This is a genomic window from Rhizobium sp. BK312, from assembly GCF_014193605.1.
Taxonomy (GTDB): domain Bacteria; phylum Pseudomonadota; class Alphaproteobacteria; order Rhizobiales; family Rhizobiaceae; genus Rhizobium.
Map to the genome: position 1 here is coordinate 1 of NZ_JACHZP010000007.1, position 13,810 is coordinate 13,810.

The window sequence follows — 13,810 nt, forward strand, 5'->3', positions numbered from 1 at the left end:
GCTCCCCAATGCTGACGTTCGACCAGCATCCCGAGAGGCGACGACTGTCGCATCTCTAACTGGCCTATGTGTCGCATCTCTAAAATGCCGCTACAGGTAGATATCAGATAATCTATCTTATGGAACTTAAAGTCGCAGTCATTTGCATGATCTCCATGCTCTGAAATGCAAATGATGATCCATCGGTGCGAAAAGCAGCTTGATGCGGATAAACGGGCTTTTCTCAGGAGCGCAGCGAATTGAAGTGCTGCATCATACGGTTCGCATCCGGACGCATGCCCGTGAATAGTTCGAAAGCCTTTACGGCCTGAAATACCGCCATGCCACCGCCGTCGAGTACGCGGCATCCTGCCTGCTTGGCGCGCTTCACCAATTCGGTTTCTATCGGGAAGTAAACGATTTCGGCAACCCAAAGGCGCTCCGTTAAAAGCCGTCCGTCGAGCGGCAGGCCCGGATGCGCATCCATACCGGTTGGGGTTGCGTGGACCAGGCCATCCGCGGCATCAAGCGCGGCGACAAGAGCATGACCGATCGAGAAACGACAGGCATCGTGTGCCGGCTGAAGCTGCTCCACGAGAGCCTGTGCACGCTTGGGATCCAGATCGAATATCTCTATGGAGCGCGCGCCCATCTCGGCCGTTGCATGCGCGACGGCAACACCTGCGCCACCTGCTCCTAGCTGTACGACATGACCAAGCGCAACGCCGGCCAGCCCGCGGCGGAAGCTTTCAGCAAAGCCCCACCAATCGGTGTTATGGCCGATCCTGCTCTTTCCATGAAAGGTGATCGTATTGATGGATCCCAGCGTCTGGGCATCAGGCGATAGCTCATCCACGAGTGCAACAGCCGCCTGTTTGCAAGGATGCGTGATATTAAGACCGGCAAAACCCAGCGCTTCGGCTTCATCAATAAGTGCAGGCAAATCCGAGACCGATAGACCGCGGGCATCCAGGTCGATGAGATCGTAGCGATAGGACAGTCCGCAATGCTCGCCTTCGCGCATATGCATGGCCGGCGTGAGCGACCGGCCAATGCCGGCGCCGATTAATCCGACGCGAAGCTGACGCGGAACGATTGCGGTTTGGGTGTTCAATTCTTCCTCCCGAGCAGCGAAATAAGGTTATGCCACGTGGCTTTGCGACAAAATGTACGAACTAGTACGTAAAGTCAACGTAAGGCGCAGTTTTGCATGCCGGCTGGAGCCGCCGACGGAACTCAAACAGTTTGACGCGAGTTCAGATCAAGTCGGGAGACGGATTTTTCAGAAAGGCAAGAATGGCATCTATTATCAAAGATTTGTGCCGTTTCTTCAATTCTTCTGATGAAAGGTCGCGCTCGAAGATCGCTCCGAAAGTATGCCGATTGGAAACGCGAAAAAAGCACTGCGCGCTGATCATCATGTGTAAATCGACGGGATCGACGCGGCGCACGAAGCTGCCATCGGCATAACCCCTTTCGAGAATTTGTGAGATGATGTCGATGACTGCGATATTCATTTGCGACAGGACGACCGAACGTTTCATATGCTCCGCGCGATGAATGTTCTCGATGCTGACCAGGCGGACGAAATCCGGATTTTGATCATCGTGATCAAAGGTGCTTGCAATCAATTGCGCCATGGCCTGAACGGGCGGCATGTTTTCGAGATCGAGTTCGCTCTCGAGCGTGCGGATCTTCGTGTAAGCCTGCTCCAGGACAGCGAGATAGAGCCCTTCCTTGCTACCGAAATAGTAGTAAATCATGCGCTTGGACGTCTTGGTGCGCTCGGCAATCTCGTCGACGCGCGCCCCGGAAAAGCCGGCCGCGACGAATTCCTCGGTTGCGATCTTGAGGATATTTTCTTTGGTCGCGTCTGGATCGTTCTTTCGCGCAATACGCTCTATCTTCGCCGCTTGCGATTTGGTCATGCCCTCTGCCCGTCTTCCTGGGCGCTCCGGCCCATCATTGAAGATCAAAGCTTTAACATAGGCTTCGCGCTGATGGGGAGAGCCTAAAGTTTCGGTACACCAATTGGCCGCAGATGCCGCCGGAGCGCCGCAATGCGAAAGATGGCGTTTGCCGCACCATAGCCGCGATAGCCGCTGCGCTGAACAATTTCGAAGAAGAAACCTTCGCCATAGGTCGGGCTATAGAGCTGGAAATATTCGCCGTAATCGTCTCGATCGTAGAGAATATTATGTGCCTTCAGACGATCGGTGAAGGTCGGCTCCAGGCCGAATCTCGCCTCGAGATCGTCGTAATAATTGGGCGAGATCATCAACGTCGCAAAACCATTTTTCGATAAAGCTACCGCTGTCGCGAAAATATCGTCGGTAGAAAAGGCCAGGTGTTGAATCCCGGAGCCGAAAGTCTCGGCAATGAAATGCCCCGCTAAGGTATTGCGATTTTCCGCACCGTTCAAAGTAATACGCAGAGTTCCCGGCTCGTTTTCGACCACCTGGCTGCGGACGACTCCAGCGGGATCGATAATGTCGACCATTGGTGTCTTATGCGCCTTCAAGATCGCGGTGTAAAAGAGCAGCCAAGTCAGCAATTCCTCGTATTTCATCGTTTGCGCGACGTGATCGATTCCAGTCAATCCGACGGGACCCAGATCGGTATCGTCGTCGATCGGATCGAATTCGGTCTCCCATATGCGAGCGAGCGCGCTCCCCCGATCCAGGAAATAAAGGATGCCGCCGCCGACGCCTCTTATGGCCGGCATTTTTATTTCACCAGGCTTCAGGGGCTGCTCAAAGCGTTCGGCGCCGAGGGCGACAGCCCGTGCGACCGCAGCCTCAGCATCATCCACCCACAATCCCATCGCATAGGCCGACTGCCCATGCAGGGCATAGGACACGCCGGCAAACCCATCCGGATCGGTATTGACGACGAGATTGATATTGCCTTGCCGGAAGACGTCGACACGCTTGCTCTTATGGTGCCCGACATGGCGAAAGCCCAGGGCACGCAACCGATCCGAGAGGGCGGATGTCTCCGCTTCATCGACGGTAAATTCGATAAAGGCAACGCCCTCCACCTCGGCACGCGCCGGCATCGGCGGCAGGGTAAGGCTGCTGCTTTCCGCGCGGCGCACCTGGTCGCCGAGATAAATGAGCGAACGCCGGCCATCGACGGCAATGGCGGTCGGCGAGCCGCCACGAAACTGGTCGTTGAAAATTTCGAGAGAGAGATAGCCGTCATAGCCTGTCGCCGCGACGGCTTTCATGAAGTCAAGCACGGGAAGGTCGCCCTCGCCCGGCATATTGCGGAAATGACGGCTCCAATAGAGGAGATCCATGTCGATCAACGGCGCATCGGCAAGCTGGATGATGAAGATCTTCTCTTTCGGTATTGACCGGATCGAATTGACATCGATCTTGCGCGAGAGCGTATGGAAGCTGTCGAGAATGAGGCCGATATTCGGATGATCGGCCCGACGGACGATTTCCCAGGCGTCGCGATGGTCGTGAATGTGCCGGCCCCAGGCAAGTGCTTCATAGCCAACGCGCAAGCCGCGCTTAGCCGCCCTCTCCCCGAGTTCGTAGAAGTCGGCCGCTGCTCGATCGATACCCCCCATCGCGACCGACGAAACATTCGAGCAGACAAGCACGAGATCCGTGCCCATCTCCTGCATCAGATCGAACTTGCGTTCGGCGCGGTCGAAGGTCCGGCTGCGCAAGGGCTCCGGCATGCCTTCAAAATCTCTGAAGGGCTGAAAGAGCGTGATCTCCAGCCCATGGTCGCGGACCATTTGACCGACCTGGCGTGGCGATTCATCGAAAGCGAGGAAATCGTTCTCGAAGATCTCGACACCATCGAAACCAGCCTTGGCGATGGCGTGAAGCTTTTCCTTTAGGTCTCCGCTGATCGAAACGGTCGCAATCGAGGTTTTCATTGTTTCATCCCATTCACGTGGTGGTTTTCAACAAGCTTGTCCGCGATCGCGACACGTCATCGTCCAGATCGGATTCTGACGTCTAGACCGTCCGATCGGCGTGGTTCATCGAGCCTGCGAAGCGCCGCGCATCCTTGCCGAGTTGATCGATCGGCGTTTTATAAGTCTCCGTCGCGGTTGCGGCGGAAATGGCGGCAATCAAGGCTGTGATCGAGGTAAACAAGGCAACCGGCACCCATCCCATGGGACCGCTGCCCATAAGGGCGGCGCTGATCGTCGGAGCAAAGCCGCCAAGCGCAAAACCGATCTGGGTGCCGACGGCCATGCCGGACAGACGCACGCGGGTGTCGAACATTTCCGCATAGAGCGCCGGCCAGATGCCGTTGGATGCGCTGTAAACAACACCCGAGAGCAGAATGCCGAGGATGAAGATGAGCGCGAGGTTATTCTGGCTGATTGCCCAGATATAGGGCCATATCAAAAGCGCGCAGCCGATGGCACCGAAGATGAAGACCGGTTTGCGGCCGATCCGATCCGCCAGAATGGCCCAAGCCGGAATGGCGCCAAGCGCCACGATGTTGGCGAGCACCAGAACGGTCAGCATCGTCGAGCGATCGATATGCATGGTGTTGACAGCATAGGAGAGCGTGAAGACGCTGAAAATCGTGCTGACGACGGAAATCAAGGCGGCAAAGATGATGCGCAGCACATCGGCCCAATAGTTGGCAAACAGCGAGACCAGCGGCAGCCTGACCACATCGCCTTTCTTCGTCTCCTCAATGAAAGCGGGCGTTTCCGCGAGCGTTCGACGAACCCAGAAGCCGACGATAACGACAGCGAAACTCAGGAAAAATGGGATGCGCCAGCCCCATGAGAGCAAAGCGGCTTCGTCCAGCGTTCCCAACGGAATGAAGACGAGGGTCGCAAGGATCAGGCCCGCTTGTGTCCCGCTCAGCGTAAAGCTTGTAAAGAAGGCCCGGCGGTTCTCGGGAGCATGCTCGAGGGTCATCGAGCTTGCTCCGGCCTGCTCTCCCGCAGCCGAAATGCCCTGCAGCAATCGCGCGAAAACCAGGAGGATCGGAGCCAGGATGCCAGCCTGGCCATAGGTCGGCAGGCAACCGATAATAAAGGTCGAGAATCCCATGAGAAGCAGCGTGAAGGTCAGCACTTTTTTGCGACCGAACTTGTCGCCGATGTGACCCAGGATCACCGCACCCAATGGCCGCATGATGTAGGCCACGCCGAAGGTCGCAAAAGAAGCGATTGCCGCTGTCTGTGGATCTTCCGCTGAAAAGAATATTTTCGGAAAGATCAGCGCCGCGGCCGTTCCATAGACAAAGAAATCGTAATATTCGACGGCACTTCCCAGCCAGCTGGCAAAAGCGGCGCGCCTAGGCGTCTTATGATCAGTTGATATCGTCATCGTTGTTCCTCCCCAGACAATTCCAATTTCAAGGAAATGCAGCGAGCGGCAACGCCGAATCTACCTTCCGCGCGCCCTTCGCATGGCATTCAAGCCGATCTTGGCAGTCACCGTGCAGCTTCGGGCAGCAGGTACTCCTCCTCTGAGGAAATAATGTACGAACTAGTTCGTTTTGTAAAGAGACGTGCTTAGATGATCATGGCGTGTCATGCATCTCAATCCAGCTGTCAAAGGCTACTATCGCTGCTGCCGTTTTCCGAGCTCACCAGCAGCTTGTCGATCCGGCGGCCGTCGAGATCCACGACCTCGAAGCGCCAGCCGTTTTTCGTGAAGCTTTCGCCCACATCCGGAAGATGGCGCAGCTCCTGCAGCACGAAGCCTGCAACCGTTTGGTAGTCGCGATCGTCTTCGATCTGGAGGTTCATGAAATCGGCGAACTCGTCGATGGGCATCCAACCGGACACGAGATAGCTGCCGTCGTGGCGACGGACGATTGCCTGTTCGCCGCCGGCGTCGGCTTCTTCCTGAACGGCTCCCAAGATGGCCTCCAGGATATCGCCCGAGGTAATGACGCCTTCGAAGTGCCCATATTCGTCATAGACGAGCACCATGTGCCAAGAGGAGCGACGCAAAGCCTTGACGACATCAAGGGCGCTTGAAAGATCCGAAACGATCGGCACCTGCTTGGCGAGCTTCAGAATGTCAGGCTGACCGCCGGAAGCCAGTGCGTCGAAGAAATCCCTTGTTGTCAGCACCCCAACGATCTCGTCGGAGCTGTCCTTGCGTAACGGCAAACGCGCTTTTTCGGTGCGGCGAATCTGCTCGCGAACCTCGCCGAAGCTATCTTCGATATCGATAACCTCCACGTCGCGGCGCGGCGTCATCAATGCCCTTGCGGTTCGGTCGGCCAATCGCATGACGCCCGAGATCATCGCCTGCTCTTCTGTTGCGATGACGCCGGCGCTCTGTGCCTCCGCCAGAACCGTCTTGATTTCCTCGTCGCTGACGCCATCGGCAACCTTGCCGGATTGACCAAGCGCCCTCAGAACCAGCCGTCCCGAGAGGTCGAGCAACCAGACGAGAGGGGCTGCAGCTCGGGAAAGGAACACCATGGCCGGCGCGACTTTGCTGGCGACCAATTCCGGCGCGCGGAGAGCAACCTGCTTCGGTACGAGTTCGCCGATAATCAACGATAGATAGGTGATGGCCATTACAACGGAACCAACGCCGATGGCATCGGCGGCTGCGACCGAAAGACCTTGCGCGGCAAGCCAGCCCGACAGCCGAGCGCCGAGTGTGGCGCCCGAAAAGGCGCCCGACAGGACGCCGACGAGCGTGATGCCGATCTGTACCGTTGAGAGGAAGCGGCCCGGTTCCTCGGCCAACCTTATCGCCATGGCCGCGCCTCTGCTGCCTTGATCCGATAGCACTTTCAGACGGGCAGGACGGGATGAGACGATCGCCAATTCCGACATGGCAAGCACGCCGTTCAGGAGGATGAGGACGATGACGATAGAAATTTCGAGAAGCAAAATCGGCCCTTTGTGGTTGCAGCGGAAAGATAGGTGGCAAGGGCTGCAAAAGCCAGGGTCACAGGGATAGGATTTCCACGACGCTACCATCGAGGGCAATTGGCGAGGCTACCGCATAGCCGGCAAAATATCCGCTGCGATCTCTTCCAAGACATCGCCGGCCGGTCTGCCCTGGGTAACCAGATTGAAGGCGACGTGAAGAATGCCGGCTTCACGCATTGCCGACAAGGCGTCGATAAGCCCTCGCCTGCCGGTTCTGCCGCCAAGATTGAGCTCCTCATAAGAGGCCTGCGGGTTGTCGAGCAATTCCAGCACCATGGACTGGCCGAAGCCGCGAAAATCCGTGTTTACCTTGGCTTGGGCATTATGCCAAAGCGCCAACCGGTCTTTCTGAACGGGTAGCGGCCGGTAATAAGTCATCCAGGCTGTTGCGTGGCGGGCAATCCATTCGAGCGATTGCGACGATGAACCGACCGCCACCAGGGGAATGGAGGGTTGTTGCAGCGCGGGCCTGATGGCGAACTCGTTTCGCACGCGACCGCCTTCATCGACGACCTTCTGATCCGGGCTAAGTGCAACGGCGAGCCGCTCCCAATGCGATTGAAAGAGCACCTTACGGTTCTCGATATCCTCTCCGAAAACGTCATATTCGCTCGGCCGGTCTCCAGAGCCGAGACCGAGGACGAGCCGGCCTTTCGAAAGGGAGGCGACGGACAGCGCGGCCTTGGCGATATGGAGCGGATGCCGCAAAGGCAGGACGATTGCGCCGGTCGCCAGATGGATATTAGAGGTGACAGCCGCCAAAGCTCCCAGAAAAACCCAGGGATCGGCATGTCCGATCGGGTCGGGGTAGCTTTCGCTATTGAGGGGAACATCCCTCACCCACAGCGCATCGAGACCCAATTTGTCGGCTTGGATTGCTATGCTGAGCTGAGTAGCGAACTGAATGTCGGCCGCAGTTCGCGGCTGCGCCGGCAGCACTATGCCGAATGAAAGTCGGTCTGTATGGAAAAGCACGCCACGCCCTGAAGTTTATGTCCTCGCGTAAGGAGATAAGAAGGCTTGCCCACGGGGAAAAGGGGCGATGTATCATGTGCGATGGTTGCGCGAGGTAGTCGTCCGCCCCCGTGAAGCGGACTGTTACGATGAGCAGTTCCGGCGAGAGGCCGCGATTGCAGATCGCTGTTCAGCTCGCGGTAATGCACTGCTTGACGTAATCGTGCAGCGCCTTCTTCTGCAAGCCTTTACCCGTACCTTCGTCATGGCAGGTCTTGCGTTTTGCCAGGACTGGATACTTTTGCTGCAGGCAGCTTTTGACTGCGTCCTTGCGTGCCTGACCCTTGAGGCCCTGCCCTGTCGCATCCTGCCGGCAGGCTTGCCGCGCCGTCTTGATCTCATCCTTCGAGGGCATGGTGGACGATGGCGCCGATGTGGAAGACGTCGTGGCGGGAGCTGGCGTCGCAGGTGCCGTCGTTTGGGCGAAGACGACGGTTGCGGAAGATAGAGCGAAGAGAGCGGCGGCGGTCGCACCTAGCAACTTGCTGGTCATGGGCATATCCTTTTGCCTGAAGGTCATTCATGTTCAAACCGCCGACCCCATCACGAAGGCCGGCGTTCTTCTTGAACGATGGCGATCGGCTTATCCGTCGCTTGGATCGCCAGAAACTTCCGGCGAGGGCGCCTGTGCCGTCAGTAGATGACGACGCCGCGAACACTCTTTCCCGAATGCATGAGCTCGAAGCCCTTGTTGATGTCGTCGAGCGGCATGGTGTGGGTGATCATCGGATCGATCTGGATCTTGCCCTCCATGTACCAGTCGACGATCTTCGGGACATCGGTGCGGCCGCGCGCGCCGCCGAAGGCCGTGCCCATCCACGAGCGGCCCGTCACCAGCTGGAACGGACGCGTCGAGATCTCCTGGCCGGCGCCGGCAACGCCGATGACCACCGACTTGCCCCAGCCGCGATGGCTGGCTTCCAGCGCCTGGCGCATCACCTTGGTGTTGCCGGTGCAGTCGAAGGTATAGTCGGCACCGCCGATCTGGTCGGCCCCGCGCTTCGTCATGTTGACGAGATAGGGCACGATGTCGTCGCCGACTTCCTTCGGATTGACGAAATGCGTCATGCCGAAGCGCTCGCCCCAGGCCTTCTTGTCATTGTTGAGATCGACACCGATGATCATGTCGGCACCGGCAAGCCTCAAGCCCTGGATGACATTGAGGCCGATGCCACCGAGACCGAAGACGATCGCCGTTGCCCCCATCTCCACCTTGGCGGTGTTAATGACCGCACCGATGCCTGTGGTCACGCCGCAGCCGATATAGCAGATCTTGTCGAAGGGAGCGTCGGGATTGACCTTGGCGACGGCAATCTCCGGCAGCACGGTGTAATTGGCGAAGGTCGAGCAGCCCATATAGTGATGGATCTTGTCCTTGCCGATCGAGAAGCGCGAGGTGCCGTCCGGCATCAGACCCTGGCCCTGGGTCGAGCGGATCGCCGTGCACAGATTGGTCTTGCGGGAAAGGCACGATGGGCATTCGCGGCATTCGGGCGTATAGAGCGGAATGACGTGATCGCCCTTCCTGACCGAGGTCACACCCGGACCGACATCGACGACGATGCCGGCACCCTCATGGCCGAGGATCGCCGGAAACAGGCCTTCCGGATCGGCACCCGACAGGGTGAAATCATCGGTATGGCAGATGCCGGTCGCCTTGACCTCGATCAGCACTTCGCCGGCTCTCGGCCCCTCAAGCTGAACCGTCATCACCTCAAGCGGCTTGCCTGCCGCAACCGCGACCGCTGCTCTTACGTCCATCGAAAATTCCTCCAAAATCAATAGCCTATGATCGATATCTAATTCGACTTATCAGCCGGCCACCTTTGCCCATAAATCGAATATTTCTTGCCGCATAAGCAGCGATTCCTCCCAGCGGTCGGTGGTATCTTCACCGTCCCTGCCGGTGATCGCATAGGGCTTGGGTCCGAGCTCGCAGGTGAAGGCGAGCGTTGCGTCCTCGTTGGCGCGCTTCTTCCAGCTTTTGAAGCCATATTCCCACCAGCCGAGGAAAAGGTCGACCCAGGGCCTGTGATGCGGGAAGGAAATCTCGATCTGGACCTGTTCGCGCGAGGCAACGCGGCCATGGAAAGCCCAGGAGCTATCCAGTATCCGATGGATGAGCGCATGGTTCTCGTCGGATACCGGCCAGGCAAATTCGCGCCCGACAAGGAAATGGGAGATATCCCCCAACAGCCGCAGATCCGGCAGCCGATCGAGGAGATCGAGCGTGAAGAATAGATCCGTCGTCATCCGGTCGCGATGCGTCTCGATCCAGACGTCGATGCCGGCTTCTTCCGCCAGCCGCTGCCAACCCTCCAGCAATGGAATACAGTCCTCCAGCCGACGTAGCCGCACGTCCGGCTGCAGACAGATATGATGAACATTGTATTCGGCCGCGATTTCCAGCACCGGCTTCAGATCGTCGACAGTCTTGGGAAAGCACTGACCTTCCGCCTGCAAGCCATGCTGCTTGAGCAGCCCTGCGACGCGGGAAACGACCTTGCGGTCGTACCAGTGGGTACTGATGCCATCGAAGCCCGCAGACGCGATCTTTTCGATGTTTTCTTCCAGAGAAAGCTCCGGATATTGCGCGCTGCGTCGCTCCATGGACCAGAGCGACTGGAATATGAGCAAGTTCTGCATGGTTCCTCCCCTGCCAGTGCGCTGCTCAGATCATGAATCCGAGATCTTCGCCAGCCGGCGCGATGATGGCTTTTGATCATCGGCGCGTTTCATTGCAAAGCGGATGTATTCGCGAGCCGGGCGCCGGTGTCGTGAGGGTTTTTCATCAAGACGCTCTGGATGCCAAATTGCCACCTTCCCTCCCCGATTGCGGCTCAGCAAAGTTCCAGTGCCGTGAGCAAATTTCATCAAATCAATGCTGTCGTTTCCAGCCGACGTCGCTGACACTGACCGCATAGTTCATCCACCGGGAGGCACATTATGGACGACACGCTCTATGGCACCCGCGACAAACGCGGCGATTGGAAACCCAACAAGCTTCTGCACTATCCGCCCGTCTTCATCTGGCCGGCCAAACCGATCGCTTTCCTGAAATGGTTCTTTGGATACCCCGGCTATCTGATGCCCTGGAATGCCGTCTATGCCGCCGTTGCAACGTTGCTGTGGCTCTACGCGACACCTTCCATAGAAACGATGAAGACACTGGCGCCGGGCTGGATCGCCTATCTTCTCCTGCGCAATGCCGCGCTGGTTTTCCTGTTCTTCGGCGCCTTTCATCTCCGCCTCTACATGCAGAAGAAGCAGGGCACGCGCTTCAAATATAATAGCAAGTGGCCGTCGAAGGATAACTCGGCCTTCCTTTTCAAAAACCAGACCGTCGACAACGTGATCTGGACCTTTGCAAGCGCCGTACCCCTCTGGACGGCATTCGAAGTTCTGACGCTATGGGCCTTTGCGAACGGCATCATTCCCTATGTCGACTTTGCCGAGCACCCCATCTATTGCATCATCATCATGCTGTTGATCCCGGCATTCCGTGATCTGCACTTCTATCTCGTGCATCGTCTGATCCACTGGCCGCCGCTCTATCATGCGGTCCACAAGCTGCATCACAACAACGTCAATCCCGGTCCTTGGTCAGGCCTCGCCATGCATCCCGTCGAGCATCTTTTATATTTCTCGGGCGTTCTCATCCATTGGATCTTGCCCTCCAATCCCATCCACGCCCTGTTCCATCTGACGCACGCCGCTCTTGCGCCGGCGCCAGGCCATGCCGGCTTCGACAAGATCGTGATCGGCGAGGAAGCCGGGATCGATACCCACGCCTATGACCATTATCTCCACCACAAGTTCTTCGAATGCAATTATGCCGATGGCGTCATCCCGCTCGACCAGTGGTTCGGCACTTTCCATGACGGCTCGAAGGAGGCCGAGGACCGCATGAACAAGCGCTTTATGGAGCGCGCCAAGAAATATGCCGAAAAGCAGGCGCGCCGCTCCGGCACACCGAGCTAAAGCGGATCGAAGGCCCGGCTGGGCTGCTGGGACCGTAATCTCACGACCGGCGATGGCGGCAAATGCCGGAGCCTGCGGCCTCCTTCCGCAGGCTCCGGCTTAATTGTCTATCGATATGTGGATGTGAAGCCGACGTTTTCGGCCCTATAGCCTAGCCGCCCCAGCGACGTGTCTTCTCCATGCAGCTCTTCCATGATGAAAAATGATCACAATCGACGTGGAATGCGAGGGGTTATTTCGCGCATGCTGGGAACCACTCGGGAGGAAAAACGATGCGCGCTCAAAGCGTAATGTCGACCTGTTCCCAAGACTCGATAACGCCTTTCACGCCTTGGCGATTGCAATGAGGAGGAAGAAATGACGAACTGGGTTGATGCCTGTGCTGCCGACGAAATCGATCAGGAAGATGTGGTTCGTTTCGATCACGCCGGGCGAACCTTCGCGATCTACCGCAGCCCCGACGACGAGTATTTCGCCACAGATGGGCTGTGCACCCATGAGAAAATCCATCTGGCCGACGGGCTCGTGATGGACGACACCATCGAGTGTCCGAAGCACAATGGCCGCTTCAGCTACAAGACCGGAGAAGCACGGGGCGCGCCCGTCTGCATCAATCTGAAGACCTATCCGGTCAAAGTGGAAGGCGATCGCGTGATGATCGGGATCGGCGCATGAGCGGCGATGCGGGCATCATCATCGTCGGTGCCGGCGAATGTGGCGCACGCGCCGCATTGAGCCTGCGGGAGAACGGCTATCGGCGGGAGATCACCCTTATCGGCGAAGAGCTTCATCTTCCCTACGAGCGACCGCCTCTTTCCAAGCAGGTCCTGCTCGATCACGCGGAGCCTCGGCTGCCCGCCGTTCTCAATGATGTCGCACTGGCTGAAAAGGCTATCCGGCATATCGGCGGCGTATCGGCTGACGCCATCGACGCAGCTGGAAAACGGCTCATCCTCTCGGATGATCGGGCCTTGTCTTACGACAAGTTGCTGCTGACGACGGGGGCTGCACCCCGGCGGCTGGCGAACACGCCCGCCAGTTCCCGGATCCTCTATCTGCGGACGATGGACGATGCGATTGCGCTTCGCTCCCATATCCGGGCAAATATGCATGTAGCCGTGCTTGGCGGCGGCTTTATCGGGCTGGAGGTTGCCGCATCGGCGCGCAGCCGAGGCGCGAAGGTAACTGTCATCGAGTCTCAGGAACGTATTCTTAAGCGCGGCGTACCCGAGCTGATCGCGGAAACGATCACAGCCCTGCACCAGCGCAACGGCGTCACCGTAAAATGCGGCATGGCGGTTCTCGGGATCGAAGCGGATGAACGACATGTCGGCATTTCCCTTTCTGACGGAAAGGTGATCGCTGCCGATGTGCTTGTTGTCGGGATCGGCGCGCAGCCACGCACCGAACTTGCTGCAAAATCGGGCATTGCGATCGATAATGGCATTGCAGTCAACGAGCACCTGGAAACCTCGATCGCCGACATCTTTGCCGCCGGCGATTGCTGTTCGTTTCCGCATCCGCTCTACGGCGGACGTCGGCTGCGTCTTGAAGCCTGGCGCAATGCGCAGGATCAGGGCATTCTCGCGGCGGCCAATTTGATGGGTGCGGCTCGCTGCTATCAGGCCGTCCCCTATTTTTGGTCCGACCAGTTTGATCATACGCTGCAAATCGCCGGCCTCGTCGACGAGGGGCGCACGGTCATCAGACGCGATCTGGATGACGGCGCCGTCATCCTGTTCCATCTCGACGCAGAACAAAGGCTGGTCGCTGCGAGCGGTGTGGGGCCTGGCAACAAGATCGCCAAGGATATCAAACTGAGCGAGATGCTGATTGCCAAGCGCATCATGCCGCCGATCGAAGCTTTAACGGATGGCGTGAACCTGAAATCGCTCTTGCCGAAGGCAGCGTAAGAGATTGCTGCCTGGTCAACTCATGAGC

At 57.9% G+C, this 13,810-nt stretch carries 12 protein-coding genes; 3 read left to right on the forward strand and 9 right to left on the reverse strand.

Annotation, left to right across the window (positions count from 1 at the left end; translation table 11 throughout):
* Positions 1-223 precede the first annotated feature (223 nt).
* From FHT85_RS19880 to FHT85_RS19920, 9 genes are all read right to left on the reverse strand, one after another.
* Entirely contained in the window at positions 224-1,093 is an 870-nt protein-coding gene (locus FHT85_RS19880; RefSeq protein WP_112339738.1) for a shikimate dehydrogenase, read from the reverse strand.
* A 142-nt stretch (positions 1,094-1,235) separates the two neighbouring features.
* Positions 1,236-1,907: a TetR family transcriptional regulator gene (locus FHT85_RS19885; protein WP_112339739.1), complete on the reverse strand. Its 672-nt coding sequence runs from the start codon at positions 1,905-1,907 to the stop codon at positions 1,236-1,238.
* Between the two features lie 83 nt (positions 1,908-1,990).
* A complete protein-coding gene (locus FHT85_RS19890; RefSeq protein WP_112413211.1) occupies positions 1,991-3,877 on the reverse strand; it encodes a bifunctional sugar phosphate isomerase/epimerase/4-hydroxyphenylpyruvate dioxygenase family protein in 1,887 nt (628 codons plus the stop codon).
* 82 nt (positions 3,878-3,959) lie between these two features.
* Entirely contained in the window at positions 3,960-5,300 is a 1,341-nt protein-coding gene (locus tag FHT85_RS19895) for an MFS transporter (RefSeq protein WP_112413210.1), read from the reverse strand.
* A gap of 227 nt (positions 5,301-5,527) precedes the next feature.
* A complete protein-coding gene (locus FHT85_RS19900; protein WP_183774244.1) occupies positions 5,528-6,832 on the reverse strand; it encodes a hemolysin family protein in 1,305 nt (434 codons plus the stop codon).
* Between the two features lie 108 nt (positions 6,833-6,940).
* The gene (locus FHT85_RS19905; RefSeq protein WP_112413208.1) at positions 6,941-7,849 is read right to left on the reverse strand and encodes a TIGR03571 family LLM class oxidoreductase; all 909 of its coding nucleotides are present in this window, start codon (positions 7,847-7,849) and stop codon (positions 6,941-6,943) included.
* A gap of 169 nt (positions 7,850-8,018) precedes the next feature.
* The gene (locus FHT85_RS19910; RefSeq protein ID WP_112413212.1) at positions 8,019-8,381 is read right to left on the reverse strand and encodes a PsiF family protein; all 363 of its coding nucleotides are present in this window, start codon (positions 8,379-8,381) and stop codon (positions 8,019-8,021) included.
* Positions 8,382-8,521: 140 nt separating this feature from the next.
* Positions 8,522-9,649, reverse strand: a complete 1,128-nt coding sequence (locus FHT85_RS19915; protein WP_183774247.1) for an S-(hydroxymethyl)glutathione dehydrogenase/class III alcohol dehydrogenase — start codon at positions 9,647-9,649, stop codon at positions 8,522-8,524.
* 51 nt (positions 9,650-9,700) lie between these two features.
* Positions 9,701-10,534, reverse strand: coding sequence for a sugar phosphate isomerase/epimerase family protein (locus FHT85_RS19920; protein WP_112411404.1), 834 nt, complete (start codon positions 10,532-10,534; stop codon positions 9,701-9,703).
* 300 nt (positions 10,535-10,834) lie between these two features.
* Here FHT85_RS19920 and FHT85_RS19925 point away from each other — a divergent pair, with 300 nt between their 5' ends.
* The 3 genes from FHT85_RS19925 to FHT85_RS19935 all read left to right on the forward strand — a co-directional run bounded on the left by FHT85_RS19925 (position 10,835) and on the right by FHT85_RS19935 (position 13,782).
* Entirely contained in the window at positions 10,835-11,869 is a 1,035-nt protein-coding gene (locus tag FHT85_RS19925) for a sterol desaturase family protein (protein ID WP_112411403.1), read from the forward strand.
* 357 nt (positions 11,870-12,226) lie between these two features.
* Entirely contained in the window at positions 12,227-12,544 is a 318-nt protein-coding gene (locus FHT85_RS19930; RefSeq protein WP_112339297.1) for a MocE family 2Fe-2S type ferredoxin, read from the forward strand.
* Positions 12,541-13,782 (forward strand): NAD(P)/FAD-dependent oxidoreductase, encoded by a 1,242-nt coding sequence (locus FHT85_RS19935; protein WP_183774250.1) that lies wholly within the window; start codon positions 12,541-12,543, stop codon positions 13,780-13,782. The genes FHT85_RS19930 and FHT85_RS19935 overlap by 4 nt, the downstream gene beginning before the upstream one ends.
* Positions 13,783-13,810: the final 28 nt, after the last annotated feature.